Genomic DNA, 22,740 nt, shown 5'->3' with positions numbered 1-22,740 from the left:
GATCGCGCGTCGGTGAGAGTGGTGCTGCTCAGCGGGCGGCCGCTCAGCCGCTGCGGTCAGCGGCGCACGATGAGGGTGCCGGCGGCCTTGTCGTGCAAGCCGCGACCGTCCTTGTCCCAGAACATCGCCGGCAGGAACATACAGAGCAAGGCGGTGCGCACGACGGCCTGGACCGGCTGCACTCCACGGCCGTCCATCGACCGCACCTGCAGCCCGACGACCCGGTGACCGATGGTCGAGCCGAGGGTGCCGACCAGCAGGAGGTTCTCGACCGCGAAGACCGCCATCAGCACCGCGGTGTCGCGGCCGGTGGCCACTGCCGTGAACGGCAGCGGCACCGCGAACAGTGCCGCGGAGATCAGCTGGCACAGCGTCCAGTCGATCACCACGCCCACCAGGCGCCGGCCGAAGCGGGCGATCGAACCCGGCCCGGTGCGCGGCATACCGAGTCGTTGTCCTGGGTATGCCGAGGGCGCGCCTGTGCGCGAGCCCGGACCCTCGAGCCACGAGCCGATGTCCTTGCGGTCGACCACGGCACCAGCCTTTCACGGCGTAACACTGGCGAAACATTCGGGTCATGGCCGAGTAATCCTCGACCACTAGGCTCGGCCGCGACATCAGTTGAGTCGTTGGGCGGTCCATGCTGCCCGCCCCACCCCCAGGAGGTTGGATTGTTCAGCAATGCTGACGAGGTCCTGAAGTTCATCAAGGACGAGGACGTCGCGTTCGTCGACGTCCGGTTCTGTGACCTGCCGGGCGTGATGCAGCACTTCAACGTGCCTGCGCACAGCCTGACCGCGGACTTCTTCAAGGAGGGCCAGATGTTCGACGGGTCCTCGATCCGCGGCTTCCAGGCCATCCACGAGTCCGACATGAAGCTCATCCCGGACCCCACGAGCGCCTACCTCGACCCGTTCCGCAAGGAAAAGACCCTCATCCTCAACTTCTCCATCGTCGACCCGTTCACGGGCGAGGAGTACTCCCGCGACCCGCGCAACATCGCGGCGAAGGCCGAGGCCTACCTCAAGTCGACGGGGATCGCCGACACCGCGTACTTCGGTGCCGAGGCCGAGTTCTACGTGTTCGACGACGTGCGCTTCGAGACCAAGCAGAACGCCAGCTACTACTACATCGACTCCGTCGAGGCGGCTTGGAACACCGGCCGCCAGGAGGAGGGCGGCAACCGCGGCTACAAGACCCGCTACAAGGGCGGCTACTTCCCCGTCCCGCCGGTCGACCACTTCGCCGACATGCGCGACGAGATGACCCTCGCCCTCGAGGCTGCGGGGCTCTCCGTCGAGCGCGCCCACCACGAGGTCGGCACCGCCGGTCAGCAGGAGATCAACTACCGCTTCAACACGCTGAAGCAGGCTGCCGACGACGTGCTGAAGTTCAAGTACATCATCAAGAACGTGGCCTGGGAGGGCGGCAAGACCGTCACCTTCATGCCCAAGCCGATCTTCGGTGACAACGGTTCCGGGATGCACAGCCACCAGTCGCTGTGGAAGGACGGCGAGCCGCTCTTCTACGACGAGCGCGGCTACGGCGGCCTGTCGGACCTCGCCCGCTGGTACATCGGTGGCCTGCTCAAGCACGCCCCCGCCGTGCTGGCCTTCACCAACCCGACGGTGAACTCCTACCACCGCCTGGTGCCCGGCTACGAGGCGCCGGTCAACCTGGTCTACTCGGCCCGCAACCGCTCCGCCTGCGTGCGCATCCCGATCACGGGTGACAACCCGAAGGCCAAGCGCATCGAGTTCCGCGTGCCCGACCCGTCGGCCAACCCGTACCTCGCGTTCTCCGCGATGCTCATGGCCGGCCTCGACGGCATCAAGAACCGCATCGAGCCCCCGGAGCCGGTGGACAAGGACCTCTACGAGCTGCCCCCGGAGGAGCACGACGCGATCGCGCAGGTCCCCGGCTCGCTCCCCGAGGTGCTCGACGCCCTCGAGGCCGACCACGAGTTCCTGCTCGAGGGTGACGTCTTCACCAAGGACCTCATCGAGACCTGGATCGAGTGGAAGCGCAAGAACGAGGTCGACCCGATCCGGTTCCGCCCGCACCCGCACGAGTTCGAGATGTACTACGACATCTAGATCCTGACCCCCAGAACGACGAAAGTCGTTCTGCTGCAACACCTTCGCGAACGCGGACCTCGGCTTCGGGGTCCGCGTTCGCACTGTCTTGGCACTAGCCCTGACTGTTACCCAGATCGTGGACCGGGAGACTGGCCAGTGCCAGGACCGGCGGGAACTCGTACAGTTGCGCCCGATTCGTCCTTCGATCTTGAACAAGTTTTTACCCTTGTGCAGATGGTCGTACAGCGCTGCTGTGGAGGAGTGTTTGCAGAAGTCGGGTCCGGGGGGACCCATCGACGGGGAGGGGCGAGTCATGCATGTTCTGAAGCCACTGGGGACGGCGGCGCTCATGTTCGCGGTCATCGCGGGGGTCACGCAGTCGGCGCCGGCTGGAGCTGCGTCGCCGGACGACGTGTTCCTGACCGGGGTCGTGGAGAACGCGACGGCCACTGTCACCCAGGGCGTCGTGGACGCCAAGACGGCCCGCAACGTGAAGGCGGCGGGTGGGGCCAGCGTGTCCCTTTCGTACATCGACTCCTCGAACGCCAAGGTCGGCGACGAGCTGTTCCCCGTGGTGCTCGCGTCGACGACGACCGACTCGAGCGGCCGGTACACGTTGCGGCTCAAGCCCAGTGCCGCGCTGAAGCAGCAGATCGCGAGGAACGACAACTACCTGAACGTGGACCTGGCGGTGACGACGGCGGACGGCAGCACGCAGGAGTCGATCAGCGGGTACTGGAACGGCGTCGGCTGGGGCAACAAGGAGCGGCCAGAGACCAGCCCGACCCGTCAGCACCGCACCATGCTGGCAACTGACCCGGCCACCGGCGCCACCAACGGTGTCCGCGCCGCCAAGCAGAGCAGCGCCAAGGGCGGCGCGTCCGCCAGCCCGGCCCTCGCCGCCGGCACGGTGCCCTGCTCGTTCATCATCACGGGCAACCCGACCAAGTACACCAAGGTCGCCGAGCTGCACGGCACCACAGCCACCCGCTCGACCTGGACGTACGGCAGGACCGCAGACTCGGACATCGACGCGGCCATTGACTACGACGGCAACGGCGGCTGGTCGATCAGCGGGAGCGCGCACATCGGGACGAGCAACTCCTCCTCGACCGGTGCGTCGACAATCCACACGCTGACGGGGTACTACGCGACGTCGAACTTCCAGTACCGCGAGGGCTACTACAAGCCGTACGGCACCTACTCGGGGTACACGCTCTGCTCGGGCACCGGCGTCACGCCGAACACCAAGAGCCTGAAGGCGAACTCGTGGCTCGGTGGGGCGTCGACGAACGCGAACCTGAGCCAGTACGACTGCTACGACGCGCCCCAGTCGAGCTACCGGGTGGTGCAGTCGGTGAACTCGTTCTTCAACACGTCGTCGGCGCGAGCCCAGAAGTACTCGGGGTCTGCCGTGTTCTCCTACGTGAGCTTGGGTGCGACGAGTGGGTTCTCGACGTACGTCGACCTCGGCTTCAAGTGGGACAACGGCCGCTCCGGCTACCTGTGTGGGAACAACGCGTACCCGACAAGCGCCAAGATCCTCTACGTGAACTGAGCTGGTCATGACGACGAGCCCGAACACGACGACACGCTCGGTGAGTGCCGCGCCCCATCGAGGGAGCACGGTGCCACCATGGTCGACGTGATGACAAACCCTGCCACGCCGGCGCAGCCCGCCCAGCGAGTCGGCTGGTGGCGTCGTCACGCGACGGCGCGCACCACGGCACTCGTGGCCGCTGTGTGCGTGGTCGCACTGACGGCGTGGTGGGGAACCCGGGAGGTCCTGGTCGGCGACCAGGGACCGGTCCGGCCGGCGGACAACATCACCCTGTCCGGGATGAACCTGCCGGTGGGCGGGACCGCGACGTGGGGGTCGGTGATGCTGACGAACAGCACTGGCAAGCCGGTCACCCTGCGCTCGGTGGAGCTCGGCGGCGGGATCCGCGGAACGGCCGATGCCGTGCGCGTCGACAAGCTCGAGGTCGTCGACGTGACCGGCGGAACCCTGACGGGGATAGGCATGGCTGACGGGGACGGCACGAGCATCATCCCCAACAGCTTGCGGTCCCCGGTGACCGGGTTCGTCGTCGCGCCGGGGCATGAGGTGTCCGTCCTCATCCGGTACACGGCGTCGCGTAAGGGCGCGTGGCGCTACGACTACGCCGACGTGCGCTACGAGGTCAGCGGCAGCCAGTTCACGGTGCGGATGCCGCAGTCCTTGGGCGTGTGCGCTGGGGAAGACGGCTGCGATGTCGGCAAGCCGCCCGGCCTGTGAGTCGTCTGCCACCACAACGCGTTGGTGGGTATGAGCGAACCGCCCTGTGCAAGTCAGGGGCCCTTTGCCAGATCAGCCAACGGCTTGCACGGCAGCGCGGGCGGACTCGTCTGCGTCGGGCGAGACGTCACCGCCCACGACGGCGATGGGATGGGCTACCGCAAATGGCTGAGCAGAGGCTCCCGCCTCGGTGGGTCGATGTCGTACCCCCGACGAGATAACCTCCGTGCGTGCCCAGCCGCGTGCGAGTAACCGAGACGCCGTGCCCCGAGTGCTCCACGAACCTGAACATCGTGGAAAACGGGGTCACGGGTCCCATGTCTGCCGAGCCTGCGCAGTGGGTCGCGGTGCGCCGATACTGCCCCAGCGGATGTGTGCTCACGGTGCCGGGCCTGACTCTGGTGTGGAGCTGACCGGGCCATCTGGTTGATGGGCCACGCCCAGCTGGTGCGTGGCGGCGAAGACTCGTCAGGGCCACACGTCCCGCTCTCCCACCTCCCCCGGAGGGCTCACCGCACGCGGCGAACGGGCAGGATCGCCCCGGCCGCGAGGACGGCGCTGAGTCCAGCCACCGCCACGCCGAGGTCCTTCGCGGCGGTGTCCGGGCTCGGAAGCACGTCCACGACGAGGGCAAGGTCGACGGCCATGTACATGCCGAAGCCCAGCCCGGCGACCGCCATGCCGACGAGGAATCCGTTGAAGCTGCTGGCCGCGGCGATGACGAACATCGCCAGCCCGTAGGTCGAGGCGGCGGTGACGACGAAAACCTTGCGGCGTCCGGTGCGGTCCGACAGCGTGCCCGCGAGCAGGGACGCGGCGACCAGCACGACGGACTGCACCACGGTGCCTGCGAAGACCTGTTGCGCCACAGCGGACTCGGCGCTCCCGAGGTGGTTCAGGAGGTAGTACGCCTGGTAGGTGGTCAGGAACGCAAAGGCCAGCACGAACAGGAAGCGGCTCGCGAAGGCCCACGCGAAGTCCGGGCTCCGGCGCGGGTCGACCCAGAACGTGCTGGCCGCGTCTCGCGCCGACCATGCCGGCCTGTCGGCCCTGTCGAGGCGGCGGTCCGTCAGCGTCGCCGCGAAGAGCAGGATGAACAGGCCCCCGACGAGGCAGGGCACCAGGAACATCGCGAGCACGTGGCCGGTGAACAGCTTGACGAGGAACGTCGCCGCGGCCAGGGTGTAGAGGACGAGGAAGCGCCACCCGACGGGTTGCAGGGCGGCCTCTCGCTCCGCCGCCGCGGCCACGCGTGCGTTGCGCTGCCTGGTCGGGTCGCGTCGATGGGGCCAGTGTCCTCCCCATCCGTTGCCGCACTGTTTCGTCGCCGTCTCGTCGCGGGTCCGGAACATGACGCAACGGGTGCCTCATGGCGACGCCCGCCGGCTCCGGGCGGCGACGTCGAAATCCCGCGCAGGGCCGTGGACCTGGACGGAGAGCAAGGTGAGGCCGAGGTCACGGACCCTCGCCAGCAGCCCGTGGAGCTGGGCCTGGTCGGCCACGGCGCCGGTCAGCGTGGTGGTGCCGTCGTCCTCGTGACTCACCGCGAACCCGGCGAACCACGTCGACCAGTGGGCGCCGAGGTGCCCGTCGACTCGGAGCCGGTAGGCCGTGGGCGCGACCGTGTCACCGGGCCGGGTCATGGCCGACCGGCGTTCGAGGCGACCGCCACGCGACGGGGGGCCGGGTTCCGGCCGGGGCGCGCGATGACGTACTCGGCGATGGCGAGGTTGATGACCCAGCCCGCGCCCAGGCCCAGGTCGGTCGAGTGGTTGCCGTCGCCGAGGATCGCGTGGGCGATGCCCAGGGTGAACACCTGGGTCCCGGCCCCGAGGGCGAGGGCGTAGGCGCGCGTCATCCAGGTCTGGTGGGTGACGATGTCACGGCGGCGGATCGCGACGAGGCCCAGGACGAGGCTCCCGGCCATGGCAGACCCGGCGGCAAGCCGAAGGACCTTGGCCAGCTCCCCCGTCGCCGACTGGCTGGCGTAGAACAGGGTCATCCACAAACCCGACAAGGCCACTGCGAACCCGAGCCCGACGAGGACGCGACCCGCAGTGCGGTGCCACCGGGGGTGCCGGCGCCGAAGGCGGGCCGAGAACTGGAAGGCGCCTAGGACGGCATACGGTATGGCGCTCGCGATGTGCACGACGACCGGTGCGGGTGAGGAGTCGATGCGCGCGTTGGGGGGCAGGACCTGGGGTCCCCCCACCAGCTCGACCAGGCGCGCGGTGCCGGCGATGACAGGGACCAGGCTGAGCGTCACGAGGGCGAAGGGCACCCACCCCGTCGACCAGGTCGACCGGGTGGGTGCCGCCGAGGCGCGGAGCGTCACTTGGCACCGGCCAGGTCGCGGGCCTCGCTGCTCGTGGGCACGGTGGCGGTGGGCGCGGACCGGGTGACGCGCGAGCGCCCTTCACTCCAGAGCGAGTACCCGAGGCCGACCATCGCCACGCCGATGGGAAGGGCGAACAATCTGAAGTTGAGGTCCGGCACCAAGGGGATCGCGACGGTGGCGACGCTGCCCGCCGCGAGGACCGCGGCTGCCCAGCGGGCGAGGACGTTGGCCCGGAAGAGGGCAATACCGAAGATGAAGCCGCCGAACAGGTACGTCACGGCGTTGACCAGGTTGAGGGGCTGCATCAGGCCGATGTCACCTGTCGCCTTGCCGGCGGTGGCGACCGCGAGGACGTCGGTGACATAGCCCGGCGAGCTGTCAGCGATGGTCGGGAAGACCACCAGCCCCAGGATCTCGATGCTCAGCATGATGAGGTAGCCGAGGGCGAACAGGACGTAGCCGAGGAGACCGAGCACGCGGGTCTGCCTCACCTGACGCAGGTACATGCCGGTGATGCCGGCGAGCGACAGGACGGCCATGACGACCTTCATGCCTTGGCGGACCTTCCACTCCGTCGTGCTGACGAAGGCAAGGTCCAGGGGCGGGTGCTTGATCTGGACGGCGATGAACAGCAGCCCCGCGACGACGGCGCACAGGCCAGCGGCTCGGGTGAGCTTGGTGGTGGTGATGGTCATGACCGGCTCCTGGCTCCAGGTCCGTGGCGGGCGCCGCGGGGGATGTCCCGAAGGTAGGCAGCAGCAGGGTGACCGCACGTCACCCAACGATGTGACCGGCTGGGTGATCTGATCCTGGCCCAGAGCGCGACTGCGTCAGAGCAGGCCCCGCTCGCGGGCACGGCGCACCGCGGCCCGGCGGCTCGTGACGTCGAGCTTGGTGAAGATGTGCTTCGTGTGGGTGCGCACCGTGTTGGGCGACACGAACAGCTCACGCGCGATCTGGGGCACTGTCAGGTCGGTGTCGAGCAGGCGGAGCACCTCCAGCTCGCGCCCGCTCAGCAGGTCAGGCGACGGAGCGCGGCGCCGCCCCCGGTCACCCTGCCTGTCGCCGAGCTGGTCCTCAGGCTGGTCGTGAGGCTGGTCGTCAAGGGTCTGACCGGCAGGCTGGTCGTCAGGACCCTGAGCGGCAGCCCAGTGCCCGAGCAGGCGAGACGCGTGGTGACCGAGGTCGCCTTCCGCCTCGGCGGCCCGTAGCAGGTCGAGCATCGCTCGGCCTTCGTCGAGGAACAGCCGCACCCAGCCCTCCGGCTCGGGTGCCTGCGCCCACGCCGCAACCAGCGACTGCACTGCCTCGTCGGGACGGCCCAGCGCGTCCTGGGCCAGGGCGGTCAGCATGCGGATCTCGAGGAGGCTGCCGTGCCGACCAGAGGCCGCGGCGGCCGCGTGCAGTCGCGCCAGCAGGCCCATCGCCCGGACGAGCGCCTGCTCGTCGGCATTGGCCCGGTGCTGCGCGATCACGACTCGCACCAAGGTCAGGTGCTCGAACTCCCGGAGGTAGCTGGCGTCATCCTCCGTGGCGATCCCCTCGGCACCGGCCCAGGCCATGGCTCGTGGCAGGTCGCCCAGCGTGACCTGGACCCGAGCCCTGAGCGCAGGGATGGGACGAACGTCCGGGAAGAACCCCGGCCGATAGCTGGTCTCCGCCTGGTCCAGCAGTGCGACGGCCTCCTCCCCGTCGCCGTCGGCCACCGCCACGCGGCTCCTCGCCACGAACCAGCGGTGGAGGCTCTCGACCATCGGGGCACCTTCGGCCAGGGATGCGGCCACGTCGAGGTGGGCCCTGGCGGAGTGGAGGTCACCGGCCTCGCAGTCCAGCTCGCTGAGTCCCACGCGCAGAGTGGCGGCTGCGCGTGCGACGGGGTCGCCGTGCGCGTCGGCGACCTCCATCGCCCGCCGGTAGAGCGTCCGTGCCCGCCCGGGGTGGCCAGCGGCGAGGGACAGGTCGGCGAGCACGACCGTGCTGGTGAGCTCGTCGACCACGTTGCCTGCCGCGTGCAGGCTTCCGACCGCGATGGTGAACGTCTCGAACGCCCGCGTCACGTCACCCGCGGCCCACGCTGCCAGCCCGAGAAAGCCTGCGGCACCGCCCCTGGCCAGGTGGTCGTCGGGGCCCGCCAGCTCGAGGGCGCGGGCGGCCTGAGCGACCGTTCCCGCGACATCGCCCCTCGCCTGCGCCAGGGCGGCTCGGTGGACGGCGATGGTTGCCGGCAACGTCCGGAGCTCGTCGGTGTCGGCCCACGGGACGGACGCCGGGTCGGGCCCGGCCGCCAGCGCCCTCTCGGCGTCGTCGAACCGCTGTCCGACCTCGTCGAGGTCACCCGAGACCATCGAGAGGTAGCCGTAGAACACGCTGAGCACCGGATTTCGACGGACCGTCGGGTCGGGCAGCTCCGTGAGCCAGCGCAGCAGCACGGCCTCGCGGCGGTGCTTGCGGATCGACGGCACCAGCAGCTCCATGAGGTGGGCGGCGCGGTCGAAGTCGCCCGCCAGCAGGGCGTGCTGGACCGTCTCGTCGTCGAGGCCCTCGCTCTCGAACCACGCGCTGGCGCGACCGTGCAGGACCGGCGCCAGCTCCGGCCGCTCTGCCTGCAGACGCGACCTCAGCACGTCGGCGAACAGGTGGTGGTAGCGGTACCAGTGCCGCCGGTCGTCGAGGGGCACGAGGAACAGGTTGGCCCGGTCGAGGGCACCGAGTGCCTGGTCACCGTCGTCGCGGAGCGTCAGCGCGTTGCAGAGCGGACCGGTGAGCCGGTCCAGCACCGAGGTCTGGAGGAGGAAGTCCCGGACCTGCTCACCCTGGTGCGCCAACACCTCCTCGACGAGGTAGTCGACGACATACCGGTCGGTGCCGGCGAACCGCGCGACGAACCCACTCACGTCGTCGCGTCCACGCAGGGACAGTGCTGCGAGCTGAAGGGCCGCGATCCATCCCTCGGTGCGCTCCTCGAGCGCGGCGACGTCCCGGGCGTCGAGGTCCAGCCCCGCAGAGGCATTGAGGTATGCCGTGGCCTCCTCGCCGGTGAAGCGCAGGTCCGCGGCACGGATCTCCACCACTTCCCCACGCACCCGCCAGCGGGGCAGCGGCAGGTCCGGGTCGGCGCGGGTGCTGAGGAGGACGTGGACGTTCGGCGGCAGGTGATCCAGGAAGAACCTCATCCCCTCCCGCACCTCGCGATCCTCGATGACGTGGTAGTCGTCGAGCACGAGCCAGATCTCGCCGGGCGCCGCCGCAAGCTCGTTGACCAGGGTGGTGAGCATCGCGTCAGCCGGGACCGGCCCGGACAGGTCCACGGCGCCCGAGCCGAGATCGGCCACCGCGCTCTGCAGGGCCGCAAGCACATAGGACCAGAACGAACCGGGCTCGTTGTCGGACGGCTCGAGCGACACCCACGCGACCGGCCGGGGGGTGCCGGTGGCCTGCTGGGCCCAGTCGGTGAGCAACGTGGTCTTGCCGAAACCGGCCGGTGCCGACACCAGCGTCAACCGTGCCCGCTCGCCGGCACGCAGGAGCTCGTGCAGCCTCGTCCGGGTCACCAGGCCCTGCCGTGGCCGGGGAACGTACAGCTTGGTCGCGATCAGCGGACGCACCACGGGCTCCCTGTTCTCAGGGTGCCGCGAGGTAGGGGTCGGCCCAGGCACTGATGATTCGCGCCGCCCGCTTGGCCTGCTCCCTGCCTGTGAGCAGGTGGTCCGCACCCTCGAGCGACACGAAGCTGCGGGGGTGCCGTGCGGCGCGGAAGATCTCGCTCGCGTTGGCGATCCCGACGGTGTTGTCGGTCGGCGAGTGCATGACCAGCAGCGCCCGGCGCAGCGTGCGGATCTGCTCGCGCAGGTCCACGGCACGGACGTCCTCGATGAAGTGCCGGCGCAGGACCAGGGCCTTGCCCCCGATGAGGAACGGCGCCTCTCCGTCGGCGAGGATGCGTTCCACCAGCGCGTCGTAGTTGTGCTCGACGTGCCCGGGCTCGTAGGGCGCCCCGATGCTGGACACCGCCCGCACGGTGTCGAGCTGGTGGGCCGCCGCGATCACAGCCGCACCGCCGAAGGAGTGCCCGACGAGCAGCCGCACCTCCCGACCCGTGTCGTTCATGAACCGCACGGCTTGCGCGGTGTCGGCGACCTTGTGCGAGAACGACCCGTCGCCCCAGTCGCCCTCGGAGTCACCGAGCCCCAGGTTGTCGAAACGCAGCATCCCGATGCCCTCGAGGGCCAGCTGCTTGCAGATCCGGCTGGCCGCGGCACTGTTCTTGCCCAGGGTGAAGCCGTGCGAGAACACACCCCACCCCCGGACCGGGCCCTCGGGTTCGTCGACGATCCCGGCCAGGCGCGGGCCACTCGTGCTCGGGAACCACACTCGCTGCGCCACGATGCGCATCCTTGCAGGGTCGGGCCCGGCCTGGGGCGTCGTTCCACGGGCGAGCGCTACGCCCTGAGGATCTTGTCCATGGCCTTACCCTTGGTCAGCTCGTCGACCAGCTTGTCGAGGTAGCGGATCCTGCGCATCAACGGGTCCTCGACCTCCTGGACCCGGACTCCGCACACGGACCCCGTGATGAGCGACGCGTTCGGGTTGAGACGGGCGGCTGCGAAGAAGTCCTCGAACGTGGTCCCGGCGTCGAGGTGACCCGTCAGCGCCGGCTCGTCGAAGCCGGTCAGCCACTCGATGACCTCGTCGAGCTCGTCCCGGGTGCGGCCCTTGCGCTCCACCTTCGCCACGTAGTGGGGATAGACCGAAGCCACGCTGGTCGTGAAGATCCTGCTCACCCTCCGAGGGTAGCCGCCTCGCCGTACCCTGCAGGAGTAGGTCAGCACCACCTCCGGAGGTGAGTGGCGTGGGCGAGGTCGAGTACTCGGTCTGGATCGAGGCCGCACCGGCGCAGGTGTGGAGGACCTACGTCGACCCCACCCGCATCCCGCTGTGGCAGACGGGAAAGCCCGTCATCCGAGACGTCCGCGGTGCGCCCGGCGAGCCCGGCTCGACCTACGTCTCACAACGCGGCCCGCTCGTGGCACGCACGAGGGTCCTCGCCGCTGACGTCCCACACTCCCTGGTGACGACGACGGACGCCTACCTCGGGCTGTCCTTCGAGGTCTCGTCGCGGCTCAACGAGCGTTCGGGTGGCACGGACCTCGCCCTGCACGTGGCGACTCACTGGCGCCGCCGCCCACGCCTGGTGGTCGCCCTCGTGGAGCGGGTCGTCCTCAGCCCTCGTGAGGCACACAAGGAGCTCGCCGCCCTGAAGGCGCTGGTGGAGGGCCAGTCCTGGCCCTGAGGCGAGGGCCCGGCGAGGCCATCCGACCAGCGAGCCGTCCATCGGTGCCGTCGGTCTTTGCCGTGGGTCAGTGCTGTCCGTTTTTGCCGTGGGTCAATGCTGCAGCGTCCGTTCGCCTGCGGTCTCGATGGCGCTGGTGGGGTGCGAGCTGACCGACACTGCTGCAGCGACGCCCACGCCGTCCCGGTGGTCGAGCCACGACGAGTCGTCGTCACGGACCGGCACGAAGCGATCAAGCAGGCGTTGCAGCATCGGCGCACCTTCGCTTTCCGTTGACTCAGCTCGACACGTTGTCCCAGCGGGTGAGGGGTCCACGCGCTGTGCTGAGGGTGAGCATGCCGGAACTGGGGGTCGAGATGCGGGTCAGCGCGCCGCCGTCTGGACGAATGGAGTCACGACTTCGCCGTTCGGACGACGGACCATCGGGACAAAGTGACCCAAGCCGGGTCAACTCGTGGCGGTCACGGGCGTGAGCTGGACGGCCACCTCGAACCACACGGTGGTGCCGGCCGAGGTGCGGTGTGCCCCGAAAGCATCCGCGATCCCGCGCACCAACGACAATCCTCGACCCCGCACCGCCATGGTGTCGGCGCCGGTCAGCAGCGGCTCGCCTCGGTTGCCGCTGTCCGCCACCGTGGCCGACAACAGGCCGGAGTCGAGGTCGAGGGTCAGGTGAGACTCGGTGCCGGCGTGCAGCACGGCGTTGGTGATGAGCTCGGAGATGCCCGTGATGATGGTGTACTGGTCGGCCTCGGACACCGACCACTCCTCCAGCTGTAGCCTCGCCCAGTCGCGGGCGCCCTTGACCGACTCGGGCATGGGCGGCACCACGATCGCGGCCCGGCGGTGACCCTCGGGTGAGCGGCCGACTGCCAGCACCGCGCAGTCGTCCTCCTGACCCGACGTCTGCAGCATCTCCTCGATCACGGCCTGGGCGACCCGACGAGGGCCGGCTGGCGGCACCTGGTTGAGCAGCCTGACCAGCCTGTCCTCCCCCTGGCCGAGGGCCTCGCCCCGACGCTCGAGAAGCCCGTCGGTGTAGCACACGAGCATGTCTCCGACCTCGAGCCACAGGTGGTGCGACGGCCGGTCGCCCTCGATGCCGATGGGCGGCCCCACCGCCATGGACACCAAGGTGGCGCGTTCGGCGCCCTCGTGGCGGGAGATCAGCCCGGAGAGCAGGGCGGGGAGCGGGTGTCCAGCACTCGCCAGCTCGACGCGTCCCGAGTCGGGGTCGATGATCCCGTAGAGCATGGTCACGAACAGCTCGCCGCCGAACGCCATGCCCGGCCGGGCCCGCGGGGTGCCCAACGGCATCGAGGCAGGCCACAGCGCGTCGAGGTCCCACACGATGCGGTCCAGCGCCGTCATCACCGACGACGGGCGGCTGTCGGTGAGCGCGGCCCCCCGCGCGGCAGCCCGCACCTGGCCCATCACCGTCGCGGCCATGACCCCACGCCCGACGACGTCGCCGATCACGAACGCAAGTCGTCCATCACGAAGGAAGAAGGAGTCGTAGAAGTCGCCGCCCGCGACCGTGCCCTCCGAGACGGGCTCGTAGCGCGCAGCGATGCTGACGGCGTCGGACTGCGGAAGGTTGGGCGGCAGGAGGGTGCGTTGCAGCAGCTCGGCGGTCGTGCGTTCGGCGTCGTAGACCACGGCACGGTTGAGCGCCTCGCCGACCAGCTCGGAGAACGCGTTGAGGACGGTCGCCACGTCGTGCGGGACGGGCTGGGCCTCGCGCGCCACGATGAGCACCGCCTCGGCGTTGCCGGCGCGCAGGGGTACGGCCACGGTCTCGCCGGACTCCGCGAGAAACGGCTCGCCGGAGGTGGCGACGCTCGCCGCGAGCGCCATGAGGTCCTCGCCGAGCTCGGACCAGATGAGGGGTAGCCGCTCCTCGTCGGGTGACAGCTCCTCGATGCGGTGCCGCCGCGCCATCCGCCACCCGGCTGGGCCCAGCGACGGCAGGCAGATCGTCACCGCGAAGGCGTCCAGGGCCGCCATCGACTGGCGCAGGACCACCTTGCAGACGTCGTCGACACCGACCGCCACGGCCAGCGCGGTCGCCAGGCTGGCGACCGCGTGGGCGCGCCCCACGGCTGACGTCGTCTCGACCACGACGTGCAGGACCGCGAGCGGGGACCCGTCCTCGTCGAGCACGGGTGAGGACGATCGGAGGAAGTAGCCGGTGTCGAGGCCGGCGCCTGCACCCCTGCCCCGGGCCAGGGTCAGCTGTGCGCCCTCCTGGAGCTGCGCCTCACCACCGTGCAGCACGGACTCGAAGAGCAGTCCGGTGTCCGGGTCGTCCCACACCTCGGACACGACGCGGGCGGCTGGCTTGCCGAACGCGGCGGGGTGCTTGGTGCCGAGCAGCTCACGGAAGGGGTCGTTGTAGAGCATCGTGAACTCGTCGCCGCACAGCAGCGCCATCGGGAGCGGGCACTCGATCATCAACCGCCACGCCGACTCCAGGGCCGGCGGCCAGTCCGCGCGGGCACCCAGGGGTGTGGCCGACCAGTCGCTGTGGTCGGCAAGGCGACGCACCTCCCGCATCGTGCCCTCACCCAAGATGTCCGCCCTCTCTCCCAGTGTCAGGGTAGGTCCGCGACGCCACCGTCGGTGCGTTGGCGGGAAAGCGGTTTCACGGGGTGCCGCGTTCTGCGGCCCCAGCCTGGTCGATGAGGAAGGCCCACTCCCACGCCACCTGGCGCCACGCGTCATAGCGACCGCTCTTGCCACCGTGCCCCGCCACCATCTCGGTGCGCAGCAGCACGGGCCGCTCTGCGGGTGGCGATGTGGTCGCCTCACGCAGCCGTGCCACCCACTTGGCCGGCTCGGTGAAGAACACCCGGGTGTCGTTGAGCGAGGTGGTCGCCAGCACCGCCGGGTATGCCGTGTGGTCCCTGACGTTCTCGTACGGCGAGTAGGACTTCATGTACGCGTAGACCTCGGGGTCGGCCAGTGGGTTGCCCCACTCCTCCCACTCCCCCACGGTCAGGGGCAGGCTCGGGTCGAGGATCGTCGTGAGCGGGTCGACGAACGGCACCGCGGCGTGCACCGCGCGGAACCGGCCGGGGGCCAGGTTGACGGCGGCTCCGATCAGCAGCCCGCCCGCTGAACCGCCCTCTGCGACAAGGCGATCCGCTGCCACCCAGCCTGAGTCGACGAGGTGGTCGGCGACGGCGATGAAGTCGGTGAAGGTGTTCTTCTTGTGCATGAGCTTGCCGTGGTCGTACCAGGCCCGCCCCATCTCGCCACCACCACGGACGTGCCCCATCGCGAAGACGAAGCCGCGTTCGAGCAGTGACAGCCTCGCCACCGAGAAGTAGGGGTCGGACGACAGCTCGTAGGAGCCGTAGGCGCTGAGGAAGCCGGGATGGCTGCCGTCGGGCTGCGCGCCCACCCGGTGGACGAGGGAGATCGGGACCTGGGTGCCGTCGGCTGCCGTGGCCCAGACGCGGCGCTGCTCGAACTGGCTCGGGTCGTAGCCGCCCAGCACGGGTTGCCGCTTGAGCAGCGTGAACTCGCGCCTCGTGAAGTCGTAGTCGTAGACGGTCTTGGGGGTGACCATCGACTCGTAGACCACCTGCACCGACTCCGTCGCCGCCTCGGGGTTGTCGCCCAGGCCGACCTGGTAGACCGGCTCGTCGAAGGTCAGGTCGTGCGTCGCGCCGTAGCCCGTCTCGGAGGCCGGGTCGCGGTGGAGCACCCGCACGCTCGTCAGTCCGTCCTTGCGCAGGGACAGCACGGCGACGTCGTCAAAGGCCTCGATGCCCTGGAAACGTTCTCCTGCAACGGAGCTCATCAGTGGGTGCCACTGCTCGTGCGAGGTGGCGTCGAGCGGGGCCCAGGCCAGGTCGGAGTCGGGCTGGTCGGCGTTGTGCACGATCAGCAGCCGGTCGGCGGCTGGTTCGACGTCGTACTCGACGCCCTCACGACGTGGCGCCACCACCCGGAACTCGCCGGTGGGGTTCGCCGCATCGAGGATGTGCACCTCGGAGGTCGTCTTGGACCCGAGCCCGATCATGATCCACCGGTCGTCCCGGGACGACCCCAGGCCCATCCAGAACCGCTCGTCGGGCTCCTCATGGACCAGGACGTCCTCGCTCGCGTCCGTGCCCACCTCGTGGCGCCACACCTGGTGCGGTCGCCAGGCCTCGTCCACCCGGGTGTAGAAGACGAACCGGCCGTCGAGGGAGAACACCGCGCCGTAGCCGACCTCGTGCACAACGTCGTCGACCACCGTGCCCGTGAGCAGGTCCTTGACCCGCAAGGCAAAGCGCTCGTCGCCCGTGGTGTCGACGGCATACGCGAGGCGGGAGTGGTCGGCGCTCACGGTGAGGGCGCCGAGTGAGAGGAAGTCGTGACCGCGCGCCTCGGCGTTGAGGTCCAGCAGGACCTGCTCACCGGGCAGGGCCTCCCCCGGCAGGGGCTGCGGTCGCGGCTCGCCCGCCACCCGGGCGACCCGGCACTCGACGGAGTACTGGTCGCCCTCGCGGCTGCGGGAGTAGTACCACCACGGTCCGCTGGCCACCGGCACCGAAAGGTCGGTCTCCTGGACGCGTCCCCGGATCTCACCGAAGATCGCCTGGCGTAGCGGCGCGAGGTGGGCGGTTGCCGCCTCCGCGTAGTCGTTCTCGGCCTCGAGGTGGGCGATCACCGCGGGGTCGGCCTTGTCACGCAGCCACTCGTAGGGGTCGACCACGTGGTCGCCGTGGTGCACCCGGACGAGCTCGCGTCGGGCTGCGACGGGCGGCTGGTCCGGACGGTGGTGGGCCTGCGGCCCTGCGGGGTCGGACGAGGCAGGGGGTGAGCTCACGCTCGTCACTGTAGGCGAACCCGCCGCCTCAGCCCGCAAGGCACCGCGGGCCGAGAATCACCTTGAGGTCACCGAACAGCGCGTCGGTCGCGTCGACCCGGTAGGAGTCCTCGAGCCGCATCAGGACCGAGCGCCCCGGTTGGCTCAGCCGGACGTGCACCTCGGTCGACCCGGGGTGTGACGCGAGCACCGACTTGAGCTGCTCGACCTTGGCCTGGGTGGCCCGGTTGGTGTCGATGGTGACCACGACCGGGCCACGCGGACCCTCGGAGATGTCGGGCAGCGTGAGCTCGGAGGCATAGATCGACGGCGTCTCGTCGCGTCGGTTGACCCGGCCCTTGACCACCACCACGGCGTCATGGGTCAGCATCGTCGAGACCGTCATGTAGGCCGAGGGGAAGAACAGGCACTCGATGGCGCCCTCGAGGTCCTCGACGGTGACGATCGCCCAGAGGTCCCCCTTCTTGGTGCGCTTGACCTGCAGGCCGGTGATGAGCCCGGCGATGGTGACGTTGGCGCCCTCGGGCTTGCCGTCCTCACCGGTCAGGCTGGAGATGGTCGTGTCGGCGTGCTGGGACAGGACGTGCTCGATGCCGAACAACGGGTGGTCGGAGACGTAGAGGCCGAGCATCTCGCGCTCGAAGCCGAGCAGGGTCTTCTTGTCCCACTCGACGCCGGGGATCGCCGGCAGCACGGAGAAGTCGACGGACTCCCCCGCCGCGTCGTCGCCGAACCCACCGAAGAGGCTGTCCTGCCCGATCGCCTCCTGGCGCTTGATGTCGACGAAGTTGTCGATGTAGTCCTCGTGGACGCGGTAGAGGCCCTGGCGCGACTCCTGCAGACCGTCGAAGGCGCCGGCCTTGATCAGCGACTCGATGGTGCGCTTGTTGCACACCACGGCGGGGCACTTGGACAGGAAGTCCTTGAACGACGTGAACGGCCCCTTGTCGTCGCGGGCGGCGATGATGGCCTCGACGACGTTGTGGCCGACGTTGCGGATCGCCTGCAGGCCGAACCGGATGTCGGTGCCCACCGCGGCGAACCGGCCGACCGAGTCGTTGACGTCGGGGGGCAGGACCTTGATGCCCATCCGCCGGCACTCGCCGAGGTAGAGAGCAGACTTGTCCTTGTCGTCACCGACGCTGGTGAGCAGCGCGGCCATGTACTCGGCCGGGTAGTTCGCCTTGAGGTAGCCGGTCCAGTAGGACACCAGCCCGTAGGCCGCGGTGTGCGCCTTGTTGAACGCGTAGTCGGAGAACGGGACGAGGACCCCCCACAGGGCCGCGATCGACGCCTCGTTGAAGCCCTTGGCCTTCATGCCCTCGGAGAAGGGGACGTACTCGGCGTCGAGGACCTCCTTCTTCTTCTTGCCCATGGCGCGCCGCAGCAGGTCGGCGTTGCCCAGGGTGTAGCCGGCGAGCTTCTGGGCGATCTCCATGACCYGCTCCTGGTAGATCACCAGTCCGTAGGTCGTGCCGAGGATCGGGTCGAGCGCGTCGATCATCTCCTGCTGGAGCTTGCCCTCGAGCTGGGGGTCGAGCGGCGTCAGGGCCTGCTTGCCGTTCTTGCGCAGGGCGAAGTTGGTGTGGGCGTTGACGCCCATCGGGCCGGGACGGTAGAGCGCCAGGGCCGCCGAGATGTCCTCGAAGTTGTCGGGCTGCATCAGCTTGAGCAGCGTGCGCATGCCGCCGCCGTCGAGCTGGAAGACGCCCAGGGTGTCACCCCTCGACAGCAACGCGTAGGTCGCCTTGTCGGTCATGTCCTTGGACAGCGCGTCGAGGTCGATCTCCTCGCCGCGGTTGGCCTGCACGTTGTCGATGGCGTCGTCGAGGATGGTGAGGTTGCGAAGGCCGAGGAAGTCCATCTTGACCAGGCCGAGCGACTCGCAGCTGGGGTAGTCGAACTGCGTGATCACCTGCCCGTCCTGCAGCCGGCGCATGATCGGGATGACGTCGATCAGCGGCTCGCTGGACATGATGACGCCTGCGGCGTGGACGCCCCACTGGCGCTTGAGGCCCTCGAGACCGAGGGCCGTGTCGACGATCTCCTGGTAGTGGCTCTCGGTCTGCACGAGGGCCCGGAACTCGGTGCCGTCGCCGTAGCGCTTGTGCTCCTTGTTGTAGATCTCGGAGAGCGGCACGCCCTTGCCCATGACGTCCGGCGGCATCGCCTTGGTCAGCGCCTCGCCGACGTTGAACGGGTGACCCATCACCCGGGCGGCGTCCTTGACGGCCTGCTTGGCCTTGATGGTGCCGTAGGTGACGATCTGCGCGACGCGCTCCGCGCCATACTTCTCCGTCACGTAGCGGATGACCTCACCGCGCCGGCGCTCGTCGAAGTCGACGTCGAAGTCGGGCATCGACATGCGCTCGGGGTTGAGGAACCGCTCGAAGATCAGCCCGTGCGGGATCGGGTCGAGGTCGGTGATCTTCATCGCGTAGGCGCACATCGACCCGGCGCCGGAGCCACGGCCCGGACCGACCCGGATGCCGTTCTTCTTGGCCCAGTTGATGAAGTCGGCGACGACGAGGAAGTAGCCGGCGTAGCCCTTGGAGACGATGACGTCGGTCTCGAACCTCGCCTGCTTGGTGGCGTAGTCGGGGACGCCGCCGGGGAACCGCTCGATGAGGCCCGTCTGGACCTCCTTGATGAACCAGCTCTCCTCGTTCTCCCCGGGCGGGCAGGGGAACCGCGGCATGAACCGGCCCTCACCCTCGGTGAACGAGATGTCGCACATCTCGGCGATCAGCAACGTGTTGTCGCAGGCCTCGGGCAGCTCGCGCCAGGTGTGCCGCATCTCGGCGGGGCTCTTGAGGTAGAAGTCGTCGGCGTCGAACTTGAACCGGCCCGGGTCCATGAGCGTCGACCCGGACTGCACGCACAGCAGCGCCGAGTGCGCCTTGGCGTCCTCGGGGCTGGTGTAGTGCAGGTCGTTGGTCGCGACGAGCGGCAGACCGAGGTCGCGGGCGAGGCGGAGCAGGTCCTTCTGGACGCGCCGCTCGATGTCGAGCCCGTGGTCCATGAGCTCGCAGAAGTAGTTCTCGGCGCCGAAGATGTCGCGGAAGTCGGCGGCGGCGGCCACGGCCTCCTTGTAGTGGCCCAGCCGCAGCCGGGTCTGGACCTCGCCGGAGGGGCAGCCCGTGGTCGCGATCAGCCCCTGGCCGTAGGTCGACAGCAGCTCGCGGTCCATGCGCGGCCACTTCGCGTAGACCTGGTCGAGGCTGGCCTGGGAGTCGAGCCGGAAGAGGTTGTGCAGACCGTTGTTGTTCTTGGCCAGCAGCGTCATGTGGGTGTAGGCGCCGGAGCCGGACACGTCGTCGCCGGACTGATGCTCCTCGCCCCACTTCACACGGGTCTTGTCGGTGCGGTGGGTGCCCGGCGTGACGTACGCCTCGACGCCGATGATCGGCTTGACGCCCGTGCCCTGGGCCTTCTTCCAGAACTCGTAGGCCCCGAAGACGTACCCGTGGTCGGTCGTCGCCAGGGCGGGCATGCCCATCTCGGCCGCCCGGGTGAACAGGTCCCCGATCCTGGCCGCGCCGTCGAGCATGGAGTACTCGGTGTGCACGTGGAGGTGGACGAACGAGTCGCTGCTGGAAGTGCCGGAGGCGATCTGGGGGGACATCAGAAGTGATCCTAGGTCGGGGTCCCGACATCCCCTAAGGGACGCGCCTGACTGTGACGGATGAGGCACGTGGTATGCCGTGGAGCCAGCTCCACGGCATACCTCACCGGGTCTAGAGCAGGTCGAGCGCGCGCTCGAGGTCCGTGGGGTACGGGCTCTCGAACGTGACGTACTTGCCGGTGCCGGGGTGGTCGAACCCGAGGCCCACGGCGTGCAGCCACTGCCGGTCCAGACCCAGCCGCGCCGCCAGCTTGGGGTCCGCGCCATAGGTCAGGTCACCGGCGCACGGGTGGTGCAGGGCACTGAAGTGCACGCGGATCTGGTGGGTCCGCCCCGTCTCGAGGTGGATGTCGAGCAGGGACGCCGCCCGGAACGCCTCGATGACCTCGTAGTGGGTGACGCTCGGCTTGCCCTTCTCCATGACCGCGAACTTGTAGTCGTGACCGGGGTGGCGCCCGATCGGGGCGTCGATCGTCCCCACGACCGGGTCGGGCAGGCCCTGGACCAGGGCGTGGTACTTCTTGTCGACGGTGCGGGACCGGAAGGCCTGCTTGAGCACGCTGTAGGCGTACTCGGACTTGGCGACCACCATCAACCCCGAGGTGCCCACGTCGAGCCGGCTCACGATGCCCTGGCGCTCGCTCGCGCCACTGGTCGCGATGCGGTAGCCCGCGGCCGCCAGCCCGCCGACCACGGTGGGACCGGTCCAGCCGACGCTGGGGTGGGCGGCCACACCCACGGGCTTGTCGACCACGACGAGGTCGTCGTCGTCGTGGATGATCGACATCCCGGGAACCGGCTCGGCGATGACCTGGAGCGTGGGGCTGTCCTCGGCGGTCGGCAGGACCACCTCGAGCAGGTCTCCGGCACTCACGCGGTCGGACTTGCCAGCCGGCTGGTGGTTGAGCTGGACCTCGCCGGCGACGGCCAGGTCGGCGGCCTTGGTCCGCGAGACCCCGAAGAGCCGGGCGAGGGCCGCGTCGACGCGCTCGCCCTCGAGCCCGTCCGGGACGAAGAGGGTGCGGTTCTCAGCCATCAGTTCCCCGCCTCGTGGCGCCCGTGGTGCGGGTGCTGGCCGTCGACGCCGATGCCTCGCATCGCGAGGACGGCGATCAGCGCGGCCGCGCCCACGATCGCGATGTCGGCGACGTTGCCGATGAACAGGCCGAAGTAGTCGATGAAGTCGACCACGTGACCCCGCCCCGGACCGGGGCTGCGCACCATCCGGTCCGTGAGGTTGCCCAAGGACCCACCCAGCAGGAGGCCGAGTGCCCACGCCCAGCCGCGACTGCCGATGCGGCGTGCGGTGGCCAGGATGAAGACCAGGACACCGCAGGCGATGAGGGTCATGATCCAGGTGGCGCCGTTGCCGATGGAGAACGCGGCTCCGGCGTTGCGGATCAGGTTGAGGCGGATGAACTCCCCGACCAGCTCGACCGGGTCGCCGGGGGTCAGCCTGTTAAGCGCCCAGACCTTCGTGGCCTGGTCGGCGGCGTAGGACACCACGGCAGTGGCCCCCATGAGCAGGAACAGGCTGCTGCGGCGGTGCTGGGCGGGGTGGGCGGCGGGGGTGGACTCGTGGGCCGCGGTCAGCGGCGCTCCTGCTTCGTCTTGCATGTCACGCATAGGGTCGCACGAGGAGCGGCCTGAAGGCGAAGTTTGCCGATCGGGTTGCCGCACGACTCGCAGATCCCGTAGGTGCCGTCGTCGAGTCGCTCCAGCGCGTGGAGGTTCTGGTCCAGCATCTCGCGGGCGTTGTTGGCCAACGAGATCTCCTGCTCGCGCTCGAACGTCTTGGCTCCCGCGTCGGCCTGGTCGTCACCGGCGCCGTCGCCGGCGTCCCGCATCAACCCGACGAGGTCGGCCTCGGCGACGCTGATCTCCTGGCGCAGGTGCGCCACGTCGGCCTCGATGCCGCCGCGGATCTCGCGAAGCTCCTTGGCGGTCCAGGGCGACTCGTCGTCACGAACCCGCAGCGCGCGGGTGGGAGCGGTCTTCCTCGCCGGCACGGACTTGCTGGCGGGTGCCGCCGTCTTGGCAGGAACCGCCTTCTTCGCCGGGGCGGCCTTCGTGGCGGGTGCGGCCGCCTTCTTGGCCGGTGCCGCCTTCTTGGCCGGTGCCGCCTTCTTGGCCGGTGCCGCCTTCTTGGCCGGTGCCGCCTTCTTGGCCGGTGCCGCCTTCTTGGCCGGTGCCGCCTTCTTGGCCGGTGCCGCCTTCTTGGCCGGTGCCGCCTTCTTGGCCGGTGCCGCCTTCTTGGCCGGTGCCGCCTTCTTGGCCGGTGCCGCCTTCTTGGCCGGTGCCGCCTTCTT

19 protein-coding genes are annotated in these 22,740 nt (G+C 69.5%); 4 read left to right on the top strand and 15 right to left on the bottom strand.

All coding sequences use genetic code 11. From position 1 onward, the window contains the following. Positions 1–56: 56 nt before the first annotated feature. Positions 57–533, bottom strand: a complete 477-nt coding sequence (locus AC1DV7_RS14925; protein WP_477597924.1) for an RDD family protein — start codon at positions 531–533, stop codon at positions 57–59. A gap of 138 nt (positions 534–671) precedes the next feature. Here AC1DV7_RS14925 and glnA point away from each other — a divergent pair, with 138 nt between their 5' ends. The 3 genes from glnA (at position 672) to AC1DV7_RS14910 (ending at position 4,356) form a co-directional block, all read left to right on the top strand. Further along, complete coding sequence (gene glnA / locus AC1DV7_RS14920) at positions 672–2,096, top strand: type I glutamate--ammonia ligase (protein WP_477597923.1); 1,425 nt, start codon at positions 672–674, stop codon at positions 2,094–2,096. Between the two features lie 295 nt (positions 2,097–2,391). Beyond that, positions 2,392–3,636 (top strand): hypothetical protein, encoded by a 1,245-nt coding sequence (locus AC1DV7_RS14915; RefSeq protein ID WP_477597922.1) that lies wholly within the window; start codon positions 2,392–2,394, stop codon positions 3,634–3,636. Between the two features lie 90 nt (positions 3,637–3,726). Continuing rightward, entirely contained in the window at positions 3,727–4,356 is a 630-nt protein-coding gene (locus tag AC1DV7_RS14910; protein WP_477597921.1) for a hypothetical protein, read from the top strand. A gap of 509 nt (positions 4,357–4,865) precedes the next feature. Here the strand turns inward: AC1DV7_RS14910 and AC1DV7_RS14905 are convergent. The 7 genes from AC1DV7_RS14905 to AC1DV7_RS14875 form a co-directional block, all read right to left on the bottom strand. Continuing rightward, positions 4,866–5,606: an MFS transporter gene (locus AC1DV7_RS14905; RefSeq protein WP_477597920.1), complete on the bottom strand. Its 741-nt coding sequence runs from the start codon at positions 5,604–5,606 to the stop codon at positions 4,866–4,868. 117 nt (positions 5,607–5,723) lie between these two features. Then, positions 5,724–5,999 carry a hypothetical protein gene (locus tag AC1DV7_RS14900; RefSeq protein WP_477597919.1) on the bottom strand — a complete coding sequence of 92 codons (276 nt, stop codon included), beginning with the start codon at positions 5,997–5,999 and terminating at the stop codon, positions 5,724–5,726. Next, positions 5,996–6,637 (bottom strand): DUF2306 domain-containing protein, encoded by a 642-nt coding sequence (locus AC1DV7_RS14895; protein WP_477597918.1) that lies wholly within the window; start codon positions 6,635–6,637, stop codon positions 5,996–5,998. The genes AC1DV7_RS14900 and AC1DV7_RS14895 overlap by 4 nt, the downstream gene beginning before the upstream one ends. Before the next feature lie 50 nt (positions 6,638–6,687). After that, entirely contained in the window at positions 6,688–7,389 is a 702-nt protein-coding gene (locus tag AC1DV7_RS14890) for a hypothetical protein (RefSeq protein ID WP_477597917.1), read from the bottom strand. Positions 7,390–7,524: 135 nt separating this feature from the next. Beyond that, positions 7,525–10,299: a winged helix-turn-helix domain-containing protein gene (locus AC1DV7_RS14885; RefSeq protein WP_477597916.1), complete on the bottom strand. Its 2,775-nt coding sequence runs from the start codon at positions 10,297–10,299 to the stop codon at positions 7,525–7,527. 16 nt (positions 10,300–10,315) lie between these two features. Beyond that, positions 10,316–11,086, bottom strand: a complete 771-nt coding sequence (locus AC1DV7_RS14880; RefSeq protein WP_477597915.1) for an alpha/beta hydrolase family protein — start codon at positions 11,084–11,086, stop codon at positions 10,316–10,318. Between the two features lie 47 nt (positions 11,087–11,133). Continuing rightward, on the bottom strand, positions 11,134–11,475 hold the full coding sequence (locus tag AC1DV7_RS14875) for a DUF2200 domain-containing protein (protein ID WP_477597914.1): 342 nt from the start codon (positions 11,473–11,475) through the stop codon (positions 11,134–11,136). Between the two features lie 68 nt (positions 11,476–11,543). Between AC1DV7_RS14875 and AC1DV7_RS14870 the strand changes: the two genes are divergently transcribed. Beyond that, a complete protein-coding gene (locus AC1DV7_RS14870; protein WP_477597913.1) occupies positions 11,544–11,984 on the top strand; it encodes an SRPBCC family protein in 441 nt (146 codons plus the stop codon). 93 nt (positions 11,985–12,077) lie between these two features. Here the strand turns inward: AC1DV7_RS14870 and AC1DV7_RS14865 are convergent, their stop codons facing one another. The 7 genes from AC1DV7_RS14865 to AC1DV7_RS14835 form a co-directional block, all read right to left on the bottom strand. Continuing rightward, entirely contained in the window at positions 12,078–12,236 is a 159-nt protein-coding gene (locus tag AC1DV7_RS14865; protein ID WP_477597912.1) for a hypothetical protein, read from the bottom strand. A 195-nt stretch (positions 12,237–12,431) separates the two neighbouring features. After that, entirely contained in the window at positions 12,432–14,555 is a 2,124-nt protein-coding gene (locus AC1DV7_RS14860) for an ATP-binding SpoIIE family protein phosphatase (RefSeq protein WP_477597911.1), read from the bottom strand. 73 nt (positions 14,556–14,628) lie between these two features. Next, positions 14,629–16,806, bottom strand: coding sequence for a S9 family peptidase (locus AC1DV7_RS14855; protein WP_477597910.1), 2,178 nt, complete (start codon positions 16,804–16,806; stop codon positions 14,629–14,631). A 28-nt stretch (positions 16,807–16,834) separates the two neighbouring features. Then, positions 16,835–20,431, bottom strand: coding sequence for a DNA polymerase III subunit alpha (dnaE, locus tag AC1DV7_RS14850; RefSeq protein ID WP_477597909.1), 3,597 nt, complete (start codon positions 20,429–20,431; stop codon positions 16,835–16,837). Between the two features lie 112 nt (positions 20,432–20,543). Next, the gene (locus AC1DV7_RS14845; protein ID WP_477597908.1) at positions 20,544–21,467 is read right to left on the bottom strand and encodes an RluA family pseudouridine synthase; all 924 of its coding nucleotides are present in this window, start codon (positions 21,465–21,467) and stop codon (positions 20,544–20,546) included. Next, positions 21,467–22,048, bottom strand: coding sequence for a signal peptidase II (gene lspA / locus AC1DV7_RS14840; RefSeq protein WP_477597907.1), 582 nt, complete (start codon positions 22,046–22,048; stop codon positions 21,467–21,469). The genes AC1DV7_RS14845 and lspA overlap by 1 nt, the downstream gene beginning before the upstream one ends. Continuing rightward, on the bottom strand, positions 22,021–22,740 hold a 720-nt coding region (locus AC1DV7_RS14835), incomplete at its 5' end, for a TraR/DksA family transcriptional regulator (protein ID WP_477597906.1). The genes AC1DV7_RS14835 and lspA, both read right to left, overlap by 28 nt.

It is taken from the genome of Pedococcus sp. P2_E4 (assembly GCF_056403935.1).
Note: the sequence above shows the minus strand (reverse complement) of the source record. Positions and strands in the feature narration are given on the sequence as shown.